We start from the raw sequence: 18,629 nt of genomic DNA, 5'->3' as shown, positions 1-18,629 counted from the left end.
ATTCGAATGATGGATGTCGCTACTTGCCGCTCCGCTTGCCCAGAAGCGGAGTGCAGGCGTCCCACAGTTCCTGCTCGAGTGCTTCGAGTTCGATTTGATCGATGTCCTTGGCGTACGACCAGTAGTCGAATCTCATGGTCGCCGGCACTGCAGTCGCCCACTGAGCCAGTTTCATGGCGTAGGTTCCAGCGGCAGCCAAGCGCCCGAGATGACAACTAATTCGATCGGCGAACCTGCCGTTGCTCGATCCGACGTAGAGCGCACGTGGCGAAGCTGGCGCATTCATGCGGCTGTATCTTAGATCCTTGTCTCCGGTCTTCAGCGGCTTTCCATCGAACGCCTCAGTCAATTTGACGTAGGAGTCCGGTTCCAGCGCTTTGAAACGGTAGACAAACCGACTTTTGCCTTTCACCCACGCCTTCAGTTCACGGTCAATCTCTGATAGCTTCGCTGGTTCAGCAAGCCACCCGAGTTCGAAGTCGAGGCTCCCCACGCTCTTTGGGCGACGAGCACGTACGGTTTCCGCAAGGCGGTTCAGCCTTGCAGAAGCATCCGCAGCGAGGCCTTCGAACGGTTCCGCCACCGTCTGATCGTCCGGTCGTTGAAAATCCTGCACTAATCTATTGCCTCATCGCGAAAGACCAATCGGAGTGACGTAGATCCGATGCGTTGCCACCGTCGGCCCCGCCCCGGCAAAGCGGCCATAGCATCGTGTCGGCCGCCCGCCGAGCGCGAGCGGTCGCATGAGCGAGGCACCCGACGACCCCTAGGTCTGCGTTCCCTGAACCAGATGCCGTCATTCCGGCTCGATCTCATCGAATAATGCCGACACGTGTCTGCTATGGTTTATCGACAACCAAGGATACGCCCATGATCCGTCTTCCCGCCGGCAACCTCGTCGCAAGCGCGTCGTTGATCGGGGGCAGCTGCAAGTATCTCCAGGTCGGGCGGCGACAGGTCCGCGACCATGGGGCAGAGCTTGAAGTGAGCCTGGACCAGATGGCTGCGATCATTCAGGGCGCCACGGCGATGCGGGACGCCGCGGAAAGTCTCGGCATGGTGGCGTGCGCCGCCGCAGCGACTGATCTCAGCCACCTTTTCCAGAAATTTCCGCATCCAGAGAAGGGTCACCTCTCATTCGGCGAGCGGGAGTTGGACGAACTGATCGGCGGTCTCGACTATCTCCTCAGGACTTTCCGGGACGAGCTCGACGCGCGGCCACTGTTTGCACTGAGCCCCGGCAACGCGGGTCTTTACGATCAGGTCGACCCCCTGTTCGGCAGCGCAGTCGACGATGCGTTCCCGAGCAGCGCCGAGGACATCGTCGAAGCCGGCAAGAGCCTGGCTGTCGGCCGCTGGACCGGTGCGGTGATGCACCTGATGCGCGCGCTTGAAGCGCCGCTCGCTGCGCTTTCGGTCCACGTCGGCATTGCGGACGGCGCGAACTGGAACAAGCAGCTGAATCAGATCGAGAGTAGCCTCCGCGCGACCTCGAAGGCTTCAGACGGAGCCGACGAGGAGCAATGGGCAGCAGAGGCGGCATCGTACTTCCGAGCGATCAAGAACGCGTGGCGAAATCACGCGATGCACGGCCGAAGCTTCTACGATGAGGAACGTTCGAAGGAAATCTTCGACGCTGTGCGCGGACTGATGCGGCATTTGGCAGGGCGACTATCCGAGTAGCTCAGGAGCCAGACCTCGTCACGTCGGCTAGTTCTTCAGCGGATCGTGGTAGCTGGCGCAGCCGGTCAGGACCGCGAATTCCAGATCGTCGAAGGTGATGATCCTGCGGATGATTTCGGCCGGGATCGGAACGCGCGTACGATCGTGAGGTATGCCGGAACCTCTGCGGCCAGCGCGCCAGGCACAGAACTTCTCCGCCATGTCGATCTCGAGGCCAAGGCCGTCCACGAAGTAGCTGACTGGCAGTGCCGCCTCGACGACGGAAGGAATGCCCGTCGAACGAAGCGCTGGTCCCAGCTTCGGGTCCCGATCGATGGCAGCGTAGATCGCTTCCCCGCCCCAGAACCGGAAGAAGTCGGCTACGCCTTCGTCGTTGCAGGGGCGCGTGAACAGGAACCAGATGCGTCCGGTCCGGGTTGGCGAACCGCCTTGGTGTCGTCGTCGGAAGCCCTCCGCCACCGCAGGCGGAAACGCGCCTTCGGCCTGTGCTGCGTCAATCCGCATCATCAAGGTCTCGACCGTCGGCAGGAACATCCCTTCTGCCCGGATCACACCGGCCTCTCTCGCTGTCAGGCGCGTGCAATGCCAAGCGAGGATGTCGTGGGGGCGGATAACTTCCGCCAGTTCGCCGATGATCTGATCGAACTGATCTGGTGAAGCGAACTGCTGGTCACCAAGCCAGTCGCACAGAACCTCCAGATGTCCGCTCAGGAAGTCGACGACGTCCGCCGGCCATGTCTCAGGCCTATCAAAGTCGATCAGCACCGGGTTCCCCCTCACTGCGAAAGCGTGTCGGTACTGAAAGCGACAAAAGAGCGATATTTCCCATTCAACCCTTTCAACGGCGATCTCCGAAAGACGCCCCACATCGGCAGCTTCTGGCGACCCTCCGGGATCCCAATCGGCAGGATATACTAACGCGGCGCGGCTCTATCGGCGTTCTCATCCGACGGAGCGGCTTCACCCAAATCCGGCAAGTGTCGCGGCAGGGCTGAATGGATCGCCTAAGATCAGGTGCGGCAATGGCTGCCACACCGTCAATCAGCATGGCGATCGCAACTAACGCAAGACCAGTCGCAGCACGACTTCGATGTGCCAGTCAGTCTGCCTTTCGACGCACAGACCATATCAACGCCGCCAAGCTCGATACGACGGCGGCAACGGCCATTACCATCTGCGAATCGATATATATCATGACCACACTCCTCAAATCGTGGAAAGCGTAATCACCTATTTGGTTATATGTAGGACAGTGATTTTTTTCGTTCACCAATTGATCGGTACATTGTCCTGGTTTTACCGCCCTCCGAGCGCTTGAGCGAAACCTTCGTCGAATGATCGACCTGACGCATCGGCCTCATTCTTCCATGAAACACAGCCGTATCAAGGCACGGTCATGGCCATTCGGCTGGAACACCATCCAAGATAATCACGGGCGTTGTATCCGCAGCACCGCAGGGTAATGTCGCTGCCGAAACAACACGAAAGAGAGATTCCATGAATATCGGCGAACTGGTCAAGGGTGTGGCGGGAGCAACCGGGTCGAACGAGGCGGAGGCGAAGGCTGCCATCACGGCGGTCTTCGATCAGATCGCCGTCGCGGCGGCCAAGGGCGACGATGTTTCTATCCCGGGGTTTGGCAAGTTCGCGGTCAAGGATCGGCCTGAACGACAGGGTCGTAATCCTGCTAGCGGCGCAGCGATCACGATCGCTGCCTCCAAGAAGGTCACCTTCACCGCCGCCAAAGGCCTGAAGGACAAGCTCTGACAGATGGACGCCGGCGGGCCTGGCTTGCCGGCGTCCTCCCGGAGGATAAGCCGATGTGCAACCGGTACAGGCTCACCGCCAAGCAGGCCGAGATAGCAGCTACGTTCGGGGTACATTCCCCCTACGAGCCCGATGTCACGTTTCCCGTTCCCGACATCTTCCCAACGGGGAACAAGACCCAGTTCTACGGAACCGTCATCGTGCAGAACGGGAGGGCGCGCACCATCGAGCGAATGGAATGGGGCGTGCCGACGCAGGTTCCAAGCAAGCGCGACCCAGCGATCAAGCTGACCAAGTACGTAACGAACGTGCGCAACCTCAGCTCCGGCTTCTGGCGATCGATGCTGACGAACCCGGCAAGACGCTGCCTCGTGCCGGTCACGTCCTTCTCCGAGTTCGGCATCGCGCCGGGAGGGGATGGCAAGAAGCCACTGCACTGGTTTGAAGTTCCAAGCCGTCCGATCTTCGCGCTGGCCGGAATCTGGCGACCAACCGAACGGGGAAACGCCTACGGGTTCCTTACAACCGAGCCGAATGGCATCGTTGCGCCAATTCATCCAAAGGCCATGCCCGTGATGCTGGACGACGCCGACTACGAGGACTGGCTGACAGCGCCGTGGGAAGTGACGCAGAAACTAGTCGCACCCTATCCGTCACAGCTCATGCAGGTGTCGGCATGAAGCTAACCCAATAGGATGCACCGACCCGGTTCCCTCTGTTTAGTCCCGATCAGGCGCACCGAGTGGAAAGTACGAGCGGTATCTGCGACCTTCCTCTACGGCCCGGCAAAAGGAGGGACGCGCCAGAAGCCTTGCGCGATAGGCTCGCACCTTCGGGAAAATGCTGTCGATCGGATGCACCCAGTCGGCATAGAAAAGCGAAGGTGCCGCGGCACAGTCGGCGAGCGAGAAGAAATTACCTGCGGCCCATTCGCGGTCGGCAAGTCGACGCTCCAACCAAGAGTAGGCTCGCTCCAGCGCCGCTGCGGATGTCTGTTTCGCTTCGTCGAGCCGGTCTGCCGTTTGGCGCAACGACTCGTTCACCGCGACTTGCGCCGCGTTCATCACATGCTGATCGAAGAACCGGTCGAGTAGTCTTACCTCCAGCGCATCAATTGGATCTTCCGGGAGGAAGCGGACACTCCCGGGATGATAGTGGTCCAGATGCTCGATGATGATGCTGGTTTCAACGATGGTCGAGGAACCGTCGAGTAGCACCGGGAACTTTCCGATCGGCCATAGCTGGACCAATTCCTCTCCAGCCCCGGGTTCCTCCATGTGGCGGTAAGCGAAGGGCGTCCCGTTTTCCCAGAGCGCGATGAGAACCTTCTGGCTGTAGGAGGAAAAAGGATGGGCGTAGAGTGTCAGCGACATCGTAACTCCTCCGGCTCGTCAACCATTGCGGCGCCGGGCGGCCCGGCCCCCGAACTACCCGAGTTCACCATCACCGTTCGCGTACATGGCTCGACATCGATTGCGAGACCGAACCAATAGTTGGGAAGAAATTATACCAGTTCCTGAAAGACGCCAAGGTCGTGTTGTCCGTCGATAGCTGCGCACCGTCCTCGGCCTGAAGATGATGAGATGCTCGGCCGAAACCGCGGAGCGAACGACGTCCGGCAGTTCGATTGATACTGTCGGGTCGGCGTAGATAGGTGGAGCATGGCGATGACGGTATGATGGAATCCACCGGTTCCACCGCGTCTATACTGCGAACAACGCGGCGGGCCTCGTCGCCGCGCTGTACGCCCTCAAATCCAGTCCGACTACATCTTGTACGACAGCCGCAGGTAACCGAATTGCCCCGGGACGTCGTAGGTCGTCGGGTCGAAATTGTTCAGGCTGCAGCTGAAGCAGGCCGGCGGATCGGTGTTGAAGACGTTGTTCACGCCGATCGTGAACGACGCGCGGTTCTGAAGGAAGGACGGCGACAGGATGATCTGGGCGTCGCCGTAGAAGCGCTTGTCGAGACGGTTCGGCGTGCCGTCCGCTTTGATTTCCGTCACGCCCGAAATGTAGCGGCCGGTGAACGATGCGGCCACACCGCCCAGCGACCAGTCGATCGTGGCATTTCCCTTGAGCTTCGGGAAGGCCTGATCCGGGCTGCCGCGTTCGGTTCCTTCGCGGTTGATCATAACGAAGCCGTTCGAGGCGGACAGGCGGTACTTCAGCAGGCGCGTGGCGTTGATCGACAGGCCGAACGTACCGACCGAAGTGACGGGGGTGCGATAGTTCAGCACGGCGTCGATCCCGCGGGTGCGGATGCTGTCCAGATTTTGCAGCGTGCCATCGATTTCGTTGATGAAGCCGTTGCTGGTACGCACCGTCAGCGCGCAACTGGCGGCATCCGCCCGCAACGCGCAATTGTTAAGCGTCAGATTAGCATCGACTGCGGCAATCGCGTTGTCGACGCGGATGTCATAGTAGTTCGCCTCGAAGCTGAAGTTGCTCGCGAAGCCGCTCCTGCGCGCCCAGGCCGGCGAATAGACAGCACCAAACAGCATACTGCGCGACTTTTCCGGGCGCAGCTTCGAATTGCCCTGCGTGATGACCGGCAACTGGCCCGGATCCTCGGCATAGCTGCCACTCGCAGGAACGCCGTCCGCGGTGCAGTTCGCCCGGACGACCGCGCTGCTCTGATACGGCGAGCCTGCGATGTTCGAGCAGGGATCATTGATCGGGTTATCGAAGCGCGAGCGCCCACCGAACAACTCACCGATGCTGGGTGCACGGAAGCCCGTGGCGTACGACGCGCGCAGAAGCACGTCGGCGACCGGCTTCCACAGCGCCTGACCCGTGTAGGTCGTGCTGCCGCCGCTAATCGAATATTCGGCGTGGCGGACCGCTCCGTTAACCTCGAGCGAGTTGAAGAAGGGCTGGTCCTTCAGCAAGGGCACGCGCACCTCGCCGAAGAATTCGTCGGAATTGAACCCGCCGCTGGCGGGTTGCGCGGGGATGTCGGCACCAAGGCCTGCGGCGACGATCGGATCGGGATCGAAGCTGGCACGCTGCGCGCGGTGTTCGTAGCCGATCGCGAAGGCCAGCGGGCCAGCCGGAAGGTCGAACAGATCGCCGCTCAGGTTCGCGGTATAGTCGTAGAGCTGCTGGCTGCTCTTGTCGCGTTCGGTAAACGCGATGAAGGCAAGCTGAGCGGGCGTGATCGATCCAGCACCGCCGAACAGGTTGAGCGGAACGCATGCACCCGTGCACAAAGCGAGCGGCCCGACCGCCTGCGCGACGCGCGCCGCATTGACGTTTCCAGTGAAGCTCTGATGCGCATCGTTCAGACCGAACGTGGCATTGGCATCCCAATACCATTTATGGCTGCCGACGAGGAAGGAACCGTCCAATGTCGCGGTCGCGGACATCGTATCAACCCGCTGGTTGAACGTCCGCTGTCCGGCCTCGACAAGACGGCGCGCGATGAACGAATAGTTCGCTGGCGCCTCGCCCGGCTTGCCGGCCGAAAGCGTCACGCCGAACGGATTGAACGGGTTGGTCGCATCGATCGACAGGGTGTCGAACAGGCTGCCTGCCCCGTTGCCGGCATCCGGCCCGATGAACAGCGGTTCAAACGCGGCCTGGTTCTGTGACTTGCGGCGGTTGTACGATGCCTTGACGCGCAGGTTGATGTCGGAGGTGACTTCCTGCTTGTAGCTGAACCATGCGCCATAGCGCTCGGACGGCGTCAGGATGTAGTTGAACGGCGCGAAGTTGAAGCGGTCGGCAGCTGTGAAGGGGCGCAGTTCGCCGAGCGTCGGCGTCGCATCCGGCGCGTTGCGGATCGTCAAATTGCCGAAGAAGCCGAGGAAGCGCCCGTTCACCGCCGCGCTGGAACAGCCACCGATCGGATCAGTGCATGATCCCTGGCCGGGATTTGGGAATTGCGAGATGGCGCGGTTTGAAGACCGCACCGCTTCCTGCTTCACGTAGCTGGCGCCGAATACGAAATTGGTCGTCGGCCCCTTGATGCCGTAGCTGACGTTGTAGTCCTGAGTATGGCCGTCGCCCTGGCGGAACGTGCCGAACTGTGCGGAGGCGCGCAGGCCGACCTGCTGAGAAACGGTGATGATGTTGACCACGCCGGCGATCGCATCCGACCCATAGAGCGGCGAGGCACCGGATTGCAGCACCTCGACGCGCTCGACCATGTTGGTCGGGATCGTGTTGAGATCGACGGTGGCGGGAATCCCGCTTCCGCTCGTGCCGGGCACGAAGCGCAAACCATCGACCAGCACGAGTGTACGCTTGGAGCTGAGATAGCGCAGATCGATTTCTGCCGAACCCGCACCAACGCCGCCACCGTCTGGCGGATTGCCGAGGTTACCAGAGTTGTTGACCTTGCTGTTCAGGCCGCCACTGGCACTGGGCAGGCGCTGCAGTACATCGGCGACCGACGACAGGCCGGTGCGGGCGAGGGATGCCTGATCGACGACGACGACCGGACTTGCCTCGTTCAGTGGATCACGGCGGATGCGCGAACCGGTGACGACGATCTCGTCAGAGGGTGCAAGGTCCGAGGTCGCTGGCGTAGTGACCGATTGGGCAAGCGCCCCCCCGTATCGAGCAGGAACATGGCCGGCAGGACCGCGCTGCAGCGAAGCATCGTCTTGAGCGTCATTGTCTTCCCCCTGTGATGATTACGAAGGGAGGGTGACCCGAGTTGATCGTGGTGACAATCGCCGACCGACCTAAGCGTTACGCTATTGTTACGAACTGTTGCTGCAGTGCAACTATGAGAATCGACCCCGCCCGCTCATATACGTGGCGCGCGATATGATCTGTTCGTCCTGGCTCAGCGGTTGCTCATAGGCTCAACCAGCTACTTGGTCGGGTCTGCGATATTTCTCACGAAGGCTGCGCGAAGCCGTGCGCCTGCATAGACCTGTGCGGTCTTCGCTTCGGGCAAAAGCATGTCGCTTCCGAAGAACTCGTGCGTGACTCGCGGATATTCGCGTCGCTCGACGGTCACACCTGCAGCCCTAAGTCGTTCGGTGAGCATCTCGCCCTCGCTGCGCAACGGATCGATCTGCGCGGCGATGATCGTCACCGGTGGCAGCCCGGAGAGGTTTGCAGCGACCAGGTTGATGCGCGGATCGCTGGCATCCGCATCGGTGCGCAGCGTATGGTGCAGGAACCAGGCCATGGCCGCGCGGTTGAGCGGCATCGCGTTCGCGTTCTCCTGATAGGACGGCGTGTTGAGATCGCTGCCTGCAATCGGATAGATCGAGAGGATGTGGATCGGGGCAGGCAACCCTGCGTCGCGCGCGGCAATGGCGGTCGCAATCGCCAGGTTCCCACCGGCACTCTCGCCAGCGACCGCGATGCGTGCCGGGTCACCACCGATCGACGGGGCGTTCGCGACTGTCCAACGATAGCTTGCCAGCGCGTCGTCATGCTGAGCGGGGAACCTGAACTCGGGTGCGCGGCGATAGTCCACGGACAGCACCACCGCACTAGATTCACGAGCAAGCGCACGGGCCGACGCATCGTACACGTTGCGATCGGCGATGACCCAGCCGCCGCCGTGGAAATAGACGATGACGGGTAGTGGTACGCCAACTGGAGCATCAGTGGGCCGGTAGACGCGCGCCGGAATGGGACCGGCGGCTCCTGCGACCTGGATCTCGCGTGTGGCAATGCCAGACAAGATTGGCGGGGAACGTCCGGCGATCTGCGTCGCGGCAACCACCCCGTCGGCGAAGCTCGGCTGCAATCGCGCTTCGGAAGGGGCAAGCGTATAATACGGGCGCAGGCGCAGCGGCCCGGTCAGCGCATCCAGTACGGCCTGGTTCTCCGCAGTTGGCCGGACACCTGATGCCTCTTGTCCCGGCTAGCCGTTCGGCAGCGCGGCAACCGCGCCCGGCGTTACCGCGCGTCCGTCTGGTTGAGTGCATCCGCCTGCAGCCAACCCGAGAGCGGACACGATCAAAGCAACTCGCTTCGGGTTGATTAACATGCGTCAAGCTCCTGATTCGTCTCGATTTTCACTCCGGAACCAAAGTCTGCGGCGATTGGTTCCGGGGTGAAATGAAATCCACACGAGGTAGCCCGATGAAGTTGAGACTATTGTTGGCAGCCGCAGCGTTGCCCTTGGCGGTAGCATCACCCGCGCATGGGCAGCGTATTACGCAAGTGGCGGCGTTCGACCAGGAAGTGACGGGCGTTGCCGCGGCGCAGGATGGGCGAATGTTCGTCAACTTTCCGCGCTGGAACGCCGACGTGCCCATCTCCGTCGCCGAGGTTCGCCGCGACGGCTCAATCGCAGCCTACCCGAATGTTGAGTGGAACAGCTGGCGCAACTCCAGCAGCTCGCAGATCGATCCGCGCACTCACTTCGTGAACGTTCAGAGCGTGGTCGCTGACAAGAAGGGAAATCTGTGGGTCCTCGACCCTGGGGCGCCTAACGCGGAGAAGGTCCTGCCCGGTGCCGCGAAGCTCGTGCGGATCGATCTTGCGACCAATCAAGTAGCCCGAACCTATGCTTTCGACGAGACGGTCGCGCCAGCCGACAGCTACCTCAACGACATCCGGTTCACAGCCGATGGACGATATGCCTTCATGACCGACTCCGGGCGGGGGGCACTGGTGATGCTAGATATCGAGAGCGGTGTCGCGACACGCGTGCTCGACAGGCATCCGAGTACGATGATGGATCCGACCGTACTGGTCGCCACTGACGGCCGGCCGCTTCGTCGGCCCGACGGTCGTCAGCCGATGTTCCATGCCGACAGTATCGAGCTGTCTGCCGACGGCCAGTATCTTCTATGGCAGGCGCTTACCGGCAAGACGATCTACCGCGTGCCGGTGGCACAGCTTACCCGACCGGACGCCACCTCGGATTCCATCGCGCGATCAGTCGAGAAGGTCGCCGAGAACCGCGTTGCCGACGGGTACCTGCGTCTACGTGATGGAAGACTGCTGATAACTGCGCCAGAGGAGAATGCGGTGCGGGTGATGGGCCCTGACGGGACCGTCACTACGCTGGTGCAGGACCGTCGCCTACGCTGGCCCGACAGCATGGCGGAGCTGCCGGATGGCCAGGTGTTGCTGACGACGTCGCGAATTCAGGACAACGACTGGTTCAAGCCGGATAATCGTCCGGGTGTCGCGACCCAGCTATGGCGGGTGCGCCCATGATCGCGCGTCTCTGCCTTGCCGCACTTGCACTCGCCCCAGTGCCACTTTACGCTCAGACGACGACGTCCGCCGACGTCGCGACACCAGCCGCTCCTGACAACGATCGTGCAACCTCACCACGGGAGTTCACCCAAGCGCTAACGCCGCCGCCGCCCGCTGCCCCGCCGACTTCGATCGTCGCCAAGCCGTACCTGTTCCTCGCGGGAGAGAGCGACGTGTTCGAGATCAGCGCCAGCCAGGTCGCGCTACAGCGATCGCAGAACCCGGACGTGCGCCGTTACGCCGCAATGATGGTGGCGCATCATACGTTGACGACGAACCAGGCTCTTGCCGCTGCGAAGGCAGCAGGGATCGTTCCCCCACCTCCCGTTCTGCAGCCGGACAAGCGCGATATGATCACCCGCCTCCTCGCTATCGACGCTCCCGGTTTCGATCGCGAGTTCCTGACCCAGCAGGTCTCAGCGCACGAGGCCGCGCTCAGCCTTCATCAATCATACGCTGCGGGCGGCGACACCGCGCAACTCGTGACGGTGGCGCAGGGCGCGATTCCGATCGTCACCCGCCACCTCGAGGAGGCGCGTCGCATGTCCGGTACACAACCCTGAATACGTCATTGCGCTGGAGGGGAGCGGGCAAGATGCAGACCATGGCACCGGGATAACGGAGTGAGCAGCACGCGGAGGTTCACGACCGGTCTTCTCCAGCCCGGATGGCGCGAGTCCCATCGCGCGATCGACGGCGTGACGCTCCACGTCGTGGATGCCGGACCGGTGGACGGACCGGTCGTTATCCTGCTTCACGGCTTTCCGGAGTTCTGGTGGGCCTGGCGGTACCAGATCGATCCTTTAGCCGAGGCCGGCTACCGTGTCATCGTCCCGGACATGCGCGGCTATGGCGAGAGCGATCCGCCGCAGGACGTTGCGTCCTACACGCTGGATACGCTTGTGGCCGACGTAGTGGCGCTTGCCGATGCGTACGGGGCCGAGCGGATTCATCTCGTCGGTCATGACTGGGGCGCTGTCATCGGTTGGTGGCTTGCCGCTCGCCATCCCGATCGCCTGCGCCGCGTGGTGTTGATGGCCGGTCCACACCCGGATGTGTTGGCGAAGCAGGCGTTGACGCATCCGACACAGGCCCTGCGCAGCGCCTATGTCGCGTTTTTCCAGCTGCCGTTGCTTCCGGAAACGGCATTAGGCAGCTTCGATTTCCTAAGCCTCCGAACGATGATGCAGGCCAGCGGCAGGTCAGACACGTTCGAGCCGGGCGCACTCGACCACTATGTCGAGGCATGGCGACATTCCGGGTCGCTGACCGGGATGCTCAACTACTACCGCGCGCTACCACTGCGCTTCGCGGGGGGAACGCCCGCCAGGATATCACCGGCCACACTCATCCTCTGGGGAAGCGATGACCGCTTTCTCGAGCTTCACGTCGCGGAGGCGTCCCTTGACTTGTGTGACACGGGTCGGCTGCAAGTCCTCGAAGGTGCGAGCCATTGGCTCCACCTCGAACAGCCCGAGCGCGTAGCATCAGTCGTATCCGGTTGGTTGGCCACGACGTGATCACGATCGCGAGCATGTAGGATCTGCTGGGAGGCAAAAGTGCACCGAAAGTCCTACACCGAGCTTCCCGAGTTCCGATCACTAAGCCTCTTCGACACGTGCGTTGTCCGGTGAAAAGAAGTCCTGCGAAGGCAGCCGCTTTCGACGCCCGAAGTATCAGTTTGAGTTGAAACGGGCGCGCACTCCCCAGCGGACAGCTTTCCGAAGCACGCGTGAAAGCTGCTCGATCGAATATGGTTTGTGCAGGAGCTCGAAGCCGTGTGTGCCGTTCTGTGCCAGCACATGGCTGTAGCCGCTGGTGAGTATGACAGGGACGCCTGGATAGGCGCTGCGAACCCGCGAGGCGAGTTCCACCCCGTCGATCCCCGGCATCACGACGTCCGAGAAGACGACATGGAACCGTGTCGGGGACTGCTCGAGCATCTCGAGCGCCTCAGCGCCGTTGACCGCGAGGATGCTGTCATAGCCAAGTTCGCGGAGGGCATCGGTTGCGAAACGCCCAACGGCTTCGTTGTCCTCGACAACGAGTACGCAGACGCCGTCCCCGCCTACGCCCGCCTCGTACTCCTCGTGCTCAGCGCTGTCCGACATCTGCGATGCCCGTGGCAGATAGAGCGTGAAGGTCGTACCTGCACCGACCGTGCTTTCGACACGGATGTCACCTCCGGACTGCTTGGCGAAGCCAATGACCTGTGACAGGCCAAGGCCCGTCCCGGAGCCTACGGCCTTGGTCGTGAAGAACGGCTCGAACACGCGCTGGAGATCGTCAGCCTGGATGCCCGAGCCCGTGTCGGCCAGGGTCACGGCCACGAAACTGCCGACGACAGGCTCGTGGGCACGGATGGATGGTATGCCGGATACCGACCCGACACCGATGGAGAGGGTTCCTTCTCCAGCCATGGCGTCGCGCGCATTGATCGCCATGTTGACGATCGCGGTATCAAACTGCCCCCTGTCGGCGAGCACGCTGCACGGATCGGGCGGAAGGTTCAGCTTGAGCACGATCCTGGAGCCGGTCAGCGACTGCACCATGTCAAGGACCTTCCTTAGGCTCTCTCCGACGTCGAACACCTCAGGGGTGAGCGACTGACGGCGAGCGAATGCAAGCAGCTGCCCCGTCAGTTTGGAGGCGCGCTCGGCGGTCTCGCCGATCGCCTGGATATAGCGACGACGACGCGCGTCCGAGAGGTCATCGCGCTCAAGCAGTTCGACCGACCCGCGGATCACCGTGAGCAAATTGTTGAAGTCGTGGGCGACGCCGCCCGTCAACTGGCCGACTGCCTCCATCTTCTGGGCCTGGCGCAACTGGTCTTGGGCAGTTTCGAGGGCCGCGGCAGCCTCCTTGTCGGCAGTCACGTGCCGCCCGCTAGCATAGATCATCTCGCCTTCGGGTGCCGCGACCCAAGATATCCAGCGATATCCACCGTCCGCGTGCCGGTACCTGTTTTCATACGGCGCGAGCTCGTCGGCCGTGGCGATACCGAGCGCCTGCTGGCTCGATCGCTCATCTTCCGGATGGATGAAGTCGAGATAGCTCCGACCCACGACATCGCTCGCCGAATAACCCAGGATCGCCTGCCATGCGTCGTTCACTGCCTGAAACCGGCCGTCAGGACTGATGACCGCCTGAAGGTCGCGCGAGTTTTTCCACGCGCGGTCCCGCTCGCGCACGGCGCGGTCAACCCGCTCCTCGAGCGTAACGTTGAGCTCCGAAAGCGCATCGCTTGCTCTGCGCCGGTCCTCAATGTCGGTGTTGGTCCCGATCCAACGAGTGGTCGAGCCACCTTCATCGCGAAGCGGCACGGCGCGGGCGAGGTGCCAACGGTAGTGGCCCCCAGCATCGCGTAGTCTGAACTCGGCCTCGTAGGTGTCCCCAGTCTGGAGAGCGGAACGCCACTTCGACGTCGCGTCCTCGACATCTTCCGGATGCAACAGCGCGTCCCATCCACTGGACATCATCCGGACCTCGTCGACACCGACGAAGTCGCTTGTCCGCCGGTTCGCCCAGTCGAGGCTTCCGTCCGGTAGGGCCGACCAGACCTGGTTCGGTACGGCTTCGGTGAAGGCGCGGAACCTGGCCTCGCTGGCTGCAAGAGCTTCACTCGCCTCGCGCTGTGCCGTTATGTCTTGAACGACACCGACCATGCGGACGCGACGACCCTCGGCATCGTATTCGTACTCGGCGCGGCGCGAGACCCACCTCGTCTGACCGTCGTCGGGGCGAACGATCCGGTACTCCGTGATGAGTGGAGTATCACCGCTGGAGCGCGAGCCTTCGTCGGAGATGTTCCGCTCGTCTCCAGGAAAGATAAGTTGCTCGATGAGCCGTGCGGGCATCGTATTCTGGATGGGCACCCCGAAGATACGGCAGAACTCGGGCGTGACGGTGAGCAGGGACCCTTCGAGTTCAACTGAGAACACGCCAACGCCACCTGCTTCCTGAGCGCGCTGAAGCATCTCGTCGGAACGCCTTAGCGCTTCTTCGGCGACGTGCTCCTGCGTTCTGTCGCGAAGAACCTTCACGAAGCCGAGCGGCTGCCCGGCCTCGTCGCGGATCGGCGTCATCTCGCCGCTCGCCCAGAAGCGTTCGCCCGACTTGCGGACACGCCATCCCTCGCCACCGCCCCTGCCGTGGTCGAGTGCTGCCTTCATCTCCGCGGCAAGCGTGCCTGCGGCCTGCTCGTCTGCGGTGAATATAACCGATGCCGATTGACCAAGCATCTCGGCCTCGGTCCAGCCCAAAGTCCGCACCGCCCCGGCGTTCCACCGTGTCACGCGTCCGCCAAGGTCGAGGGCGATGATCGCGTGGTCAAGGGCGCCGTCCAGGATCTGACGGTTCCAGGTCTCGCTGCGACGGATCTTCTCCTGCGTCCGGCGTCGTTCGGTGACATCAACGCCTTCAAGGAAAATCGCGATAATCTCGCCGGAATCGTCGCGCACCGACTGACACACGAAGTCCAACCACCGATTGAGCGTGGTGCCGTCCGACCCCGCTGCGATGGCGGCCTGAACTTCCGTCCCGACATACGCCTGACCGGTTCCGTTCACGGCATCCAAGATTGCGCGCAGATCCAGATCGGTGACCGTGAGTACGCTCTCGAGCGTCGCACCTACCACGGACGCGCCATTGGCGAGTGTTGCAAAGGCTGGATTCACGGCGAGGAGCCGATGCTCCGGCCCTGAAACGATCGCCGCGAAGCTATGAGACTTCTCGAACATCGCGCGGAACCGCGTCAGCTGATTATCGCGCTGGATCCGCGCGCTATCCTTCCCCGCAGGCATGGTCATCGAAAGCGACATATCGTCGAAAGTTGGGACGGTCGAGGGCCGATGCCTGTAGTCGGCTTTAACGCCCGCAACTGATCCCGACATAGCTGGGTGAACCCTAACCACAGGCCACTGTAATCGCCTACCGCGGTCGAACGTTAGCCTAGATGCAGTGGCGATCAGGGTGCAAATTCGATGCAGCGGTCGACGGAGGCACACGGACTTCCGGAGCCAGAGCACCACAGCTTGCAGGCCTGCACAGTTCCGGTCATTCTTCGCCTAGAAGCAACGGGATGACGCCTCATGGTGAGCCTAGGCCTACATCGCAGGGATCGCCGGATCGTCGGCCGCCCCTTTTATCTCGTCATGTCCCTGGCCATGGCCGCGGTGATCGTCGGCGGCTTCGCACGTACCGTTCCCGGCGACTTCGCGGCGGATCCGGCGCTACCGCTGCTGCTCCACATTCACGGCGCGGTTTTCACGTTCTGGGTGATCCTTTTCGTCGCCCAACCCGCGTTCATCGCGCGAGGATCGATCGAGCTTCACAGGAGGATCGGATGGATCGGCGCAGCGACGGCGGCAGCGATGCTGGTCATGGGTGTCGCAGCCACCATCTACGCCGTCCGCTACGATCTCATCCCCGGCTTCTTTCCGCCACGCATCTTCCTCGTGATGAACCTCGTCGGCATCCTCGTCTTTGCCGGGCTGGTAGCAGGCGGCATCATGGCGCGCAGACGCTCCGAGTGGCACAAGCGGCTCATGCTCTGCGCGACGGTCTCCATCCTCGGACCTGGACTAGGCCGCCTGCTGCCGATGGATTCCTTTGGTGCCGCGGCGCCGCTCGTCATGTTCGCCGCCATCGCGGCGTTGCCTTGGCGGGTCCTATTGTTGATATGATCGTGAGGAAGAAGATCCATACTGCCTACTACTGGGGTGTAGCGGCCGTCCTGCTCAGCATGGTCATCATCCCGCCAGTCGCGTTCTCGCCTGTCGGCGGGTGGCTGCTAGAGGTCGTTCAATCGCGGTGATGGCCTGAAACCGATCGCCGAGGAAGGCGTTCCTTCCCTCGATCTCCGCAGGACGGACAAAGCCGTTGGCGTTCGGAACGCGTCGGAAAATCACGGGCTGAGAAGAGAAGGTACGAACATGACGGAAGCAACATGGGGTGACCAGTCCAACGCCTCCGAGATCGACTGGCGGATGAGCGCAGCGCTTGAGAATGTCCCCCGCGGCGAAGAGGACGTCGCGGAGGTAACCAGCCTGCTCGGCGCTGTGCACGAATGGATCGGGCTCGATCCGAAGCACAAGGCGGGCGCCACGCTGACGCTCGAACGCCCGGTGCTGATCGACGGAACCGCGCGGACGTCGTTCCAAGGCGAGGCTATCGCGATGCTAGCCGCTGCGCTCCCGGCAAAGGCGACACCCAGCCCGGTCTGAGAATGGTTCAAATCAAACAGATGTCGCGCCGTTGGCCAAACGGCCGGGTGGCATCTGCAGGTAACTGTCTGATCAGCCGTCGACGACGCGGGTCCTGAGGTCTGCGAACGCAATCTCCCGCTCCAGCCCGACGCCTGATGGCCTACCATGTAGCTCGTCGCCGCCGAACGTATCCATCCTCACCCGCGCCGGGCTCCCGACCTTGGCGGACGGATCGAAGTGGCGGCAGAACATGCCAGATAGACAGCTTTGCCATCGCCACCCGCGATCCGTATTGTAGGCCTCATGCCAACGCTTGCAGGAAAGCGAGCGATGGCATGAAGAAGTATTCTCCGCCCATCATTGTCACCGCCTGAGGCACGGCATCGACGGTCCGGTGGTGTGTGGCTCCCGAAGAATCGGCACCCCACCCAAGCGGGCACTCGACGTCGGGCCTCTTGCCATGTCCGATCACCAGGTCGAGACCCGCAGCCCTCCCGGAGGGCGTCGAAGGGAAGCCGGCGTTGTTCGCCCAGTTCTTCTGAACGAACTCGAACTGATCCACGAGGCTGGAATTGAATGCCATGAAGAGCAGTCCGACGCCGTGAGTCGGCTTGTTGTTCAGCTTTCCATCATTTGGATCATCAGTTCGGACACCGTAGGTCTGGCCCCGGCGCGCCATTATGTGCAGACGCTCGCGTTCGACGGTCTCGAAGCCGCCACTCCCCCGCGGATTCATCTTTCGAATGTGGGCGAAGAAGGGGCATTTACCACCTTCGGGATCGCTGTCGTAGGTGAAGTCGTTCTGGACGGGACTGTGCGCGCCGTCAGCGGACTGAATGGTGAGCGGAGTCCCATCCTCGAAGCGCCCGACCAGCATAGCGCCTGCGCGTTCGGCCGTGTCGCCAGCCAACCCGAGCGAGGTCGCGAACGCGGCCTCCTGCGTCTTGAACTTTCGGACGTCCTGTTCGAGTTTGCGGAACACGAAGTATGAGCCGAATTGCGTCTGCGGATCGGGAGCCGCGGCATCCGAGACGAGAACCCGGCCCAATCCGAACCCGGCATCCCAGTTCGTCGTCCCGTCCTCGCGAAGCTTCTCGGAAACGAGGTCCTCGTCGAGGAAGATTGGCTGACTGCGGCCATCGACATATCCGAAATGCTCGATGCCATCGCCGTTCCTGTTGTGCAGGCCGTTACCGGTCTGCTCGCCGAGGATCACGATGGACGGGCGGCTCGCGATCATGTCGCGAACCCGCCTCTCTGCGATGTCCCTTGTTTCAGCGAGTTGATCGCCGACCAGGATCACGGCATCCATCTTTTGAAGAAAATGACCTTCCCAACCATCGACGTCTGGGTCGCCGAGCGTGGCGACCGTCTCATTATTGGTCATTCCACGCCGGACGGAAGGATCCGAAGGCCAACCATGCTCCGGGATGCCGAGAGCGCGATAGCCATCGGCAGTGAGCCCGACGCCCACGTAGGGCGTGCCCTTTACGCCTTTGGAGTTGAAGGCGGCAACTTCCTCGAGATGACGTATTGCGGACTTCATCAGCGGAGGCACTATGCCATCCGTCGCGAGTTCGCTGAGGAGGGATGCGGCATCACCTGCATTCTGGAACTTCAGAAACAGGAGCGTGAGGAACTCGCGGGTATGCCCCTTCAAAATGTTCGGCTGGAGGCTCTCGAGCATCGCCTCGTCATCGCCCGTCGCACTCTTCCAGGACAGCGTGCTATCAAGTGACACCGGCATACATTCCTCCAAGTCCGAAGATACTTTTAGTAACGGCGAGCCGCG

At 62.1% G+C, this 18,629-nt stretch carries 15 protein-coding genes; 8 read left to right on the top strand and 7 right to left on the bottom strand.

The genetic code is table 11. The annotated features are described in order from the left end of the window. Positions 1-19: 19 nt before the first annotated feature. The gene (locus H5J25_RS04545) at positions 20-616 is read right to left on the bottom strand and encodes a hypothetical protein (protein ID WP_202094939.1); all 597 of its coding nucleotides are present in this window, start codon (positions 614-616) and stop codon (positions 20-22) included. Between the two features lie 383 nt (positions 617-999). Between H5J25_RS04545 and H5J25_RS04540 the strand changes: the two genes are divergently transcribed. Further along, complete coding sequence (locus H5J25_RS04540) at positions 1,000-1,683, top strand: hypothetical protein (protein WP_225883347.1); 684 nt, start codon at positions 1,000-1,002, stop codon at positions 1,681-1,683. A 27-nt stretch (positions 1,684-1,710) separates the two neighbouring features. On the opposite strand, the gene H5J25_RS04535 is transcribed toward H5J25_RS04540, so the two are convergent. Beyond that, a complete protein-coding gene (locus H5J25_RS04535) occupies positions 1,711-2,448 on the bottom strand; it encodes a hypothetical protein (RefSeq protein WP_225883346.1) in 738 nt (245 codons plus the stop codon). A gap of 732 nt (positions 2,449-3,180) precedes the next feature. Here H5J25_RS04535 and H5J25_RS04530 point away from each other — a divergent pair. Both H5J25_RS04530 and H5J25_RS04525 read left to right on the top strand, forming a co-directional pair. Beyond that, positions 3,181-3,450: an HU family DNA-binding protein gene (locus tag H5J25_RS04530; RefSeq protein WP_202094936.1), complete on the top strand. Its 270-nt coding sequence runs from the start codon at positions 3,181-3,183 to the stop codon at positions 3,448-3,450. 53 nt (positions 3,451-3,503) lie between these two features. Next, positions 3,504-4,130, top strand: coding sequence for an SOS response-associated peptidase (locus tag H5J25_RS04525; RefSeq protein WP_202094935.1), 627 nt, complete (start codon positions 3,504-3,506; stop codon positions 4,128-4,130). Positions 4,131-4,169: 39 nt separating this feature from the next. On the opposite strand, the gene H5J25_RS04520 is transcribed toward H5J25_RS04525, so the two are convergent. The 3 genes from H5J25_RS04520 to H5J25_RS04510 form a co-directional block, all read right to left on the bottom strand. Further along, a complete protein-coding gene (locus H5J25_RS04520; protein ID WP_202094934.1) occupies positions 4,170-4,823 on the bottom strand; it encodes a glutathione S-transferase family protein in 654 nt (217 codons plus the stop codon). A 392-nt stretch (positions 4,824-5,215) separates the two neighbouring features. Continuing rightward, complete coding sequence (locus H5J25_RS04515; protein WP_202095998.1) at positions 5,216-8,047, bottom strand: TonB-dependent receptor domain-containing protein; 2,832 nt, start codon at positions 8,045-8,047, stop codon at positions 5,216-5,218. Positions 8,048-8,271: 224 nt separating this feature from the next. After that, positions 8,272-9,099: an alpha/beta hydrolase gene (locus H5J25_RS04510; RefSeq protein ID WP_202094933.1), complete on the bottom strand. Its 828-nt coding sequence runs from the start codon at positions 9,097-9,099 to the stop codon at positions 8,272-8,274. A 485-nt stretch (positions 9,100-9,584) separates the two neighbouring features. On the opposite strand from H5J25_RS04510, the gene H5J25_RS04505 reads away from it, so the two are divergent. The 3 genes from H5J25_RS04505 to H5J25_RS04495 all read left to right on the top strand — a co-directional run bounded on the left by H5J25_RS04505 (position 9,585) and on the right by H5J25_RS04495 (position 12,151). Continuing rightward, positions 9,585-10,589 carry a major royal jelly family protein gene (locus tag H5J25_RS04505; protein ID WP_225883345.1) on the top strand — a complete coding sequence of 335 codons (1,005 nt, stop codon included), beginning with the start codon at positions 9,585-9,587 and terminating at the stop codon, positions 10,587-10,589. Next, on the top strand, positions 10,586-11,194 hold the full coding sequence (locus tag H5J25_RS04500) for a DUF4142 domain-containing protein (RefSeq protein ID WP_202094931.1): 609 nt from the start codon (positions 10,586-10,588) through the stop codon (positions 11,192-11,194). Before H5J25_RS04505 ends, H5J25_RS04500 begins: the two co-directional genes overlap by 4 nt. A gap of 135 nt (positions 11,195-11,329) precedes the next feature. Beyond that, the gene (locus tag H5J25_RS04495) at positions 11,330-12,151 is read left to right on the top strand and encodes an alpha/beta fold hydrolase (protein ID WP_225883344.1); all 822 of its coding nucleotides are present in this window, start codon (positions 11,330-11,332) and stop codon (positions 12,149-12,151) included. 156 nt (positions 12,152-12,307) lie between these two features. Here the strand turns inward: H5J25_RS04495 and H5J25_RS04490 are convergent, their stop codons facing one another. Then, entirely contained in the window at positions 12,308-15,439 is a 3,132-nt protein-coding gene (locus H5J25_RS04490) for a PAS domain-containing hybrid sensor histidine kinase/response regulator (RefSeq protein ID WP_202094929.1), read from the bottom strand. Positions 15,440-15,796: 357 nt separating this feature from the next. On the opposite strand from H5J25_RS04490, the gene H5J25_RS04485 reads away from it, so the two are divergent. Further along, positions 15,797-16,315: a hypothetical protein gene (locus tag H5J25_RS04485; RefSeq protein ID WP_202094928.1), complete on the top strand. Its 519-nt coding sequence runs from the start codon at positions 15,797-15,799 to the stop codon at positions 16,313-16,315. A 249-nt stretch (positions 16,316-16,564) separates the two neighbouring features. Beyond that, positions 16,565-16,855 (top strand): hypothetical protein, encoded by a 291-nt coding sequence (locus H5J25_RS04480; protein WP_202094927.1) that lies wholly within the window; start codon positions 16,565-16,567, stop codon positions 16,853-16,855. Between the two features lie 283 nt (positions 16,856-17,138). Here H5J25_RS04480 and H5J25_RS04475 read toward each other — a convergent pair whose 3' ends face one another. Next, positions 17,139-18,584 carry a Dyp-type peroxidase gene (locus H5J25_RS04475; RefSeq protein ID WP_202094926.1) on the bottom strand — a complete coding sequence of 482 codons (1,446 nt, stop codon included), beginning with the start codon at positions 18,582-18,584 and terminating at the stop codon, positions 17,139-17,141. Positions 18,585-18,629 lie beyond the last annotated feature (45 nt).

This window comes from Sphingomonas aliaeris, assembly GCF_016743815.1.
Classification (GTDB): Bacteria; Pseudomonadota; Alphaproteobacteria; order Sphingomonadales; family Sphingomonadaceae; genus Sphingomonas; species Sphingomonas aliaeris.
Note: the sequence above shows the minus strand (reverse complement) of the source record. Positions and strands in the feature narration are given on the sequence as shown.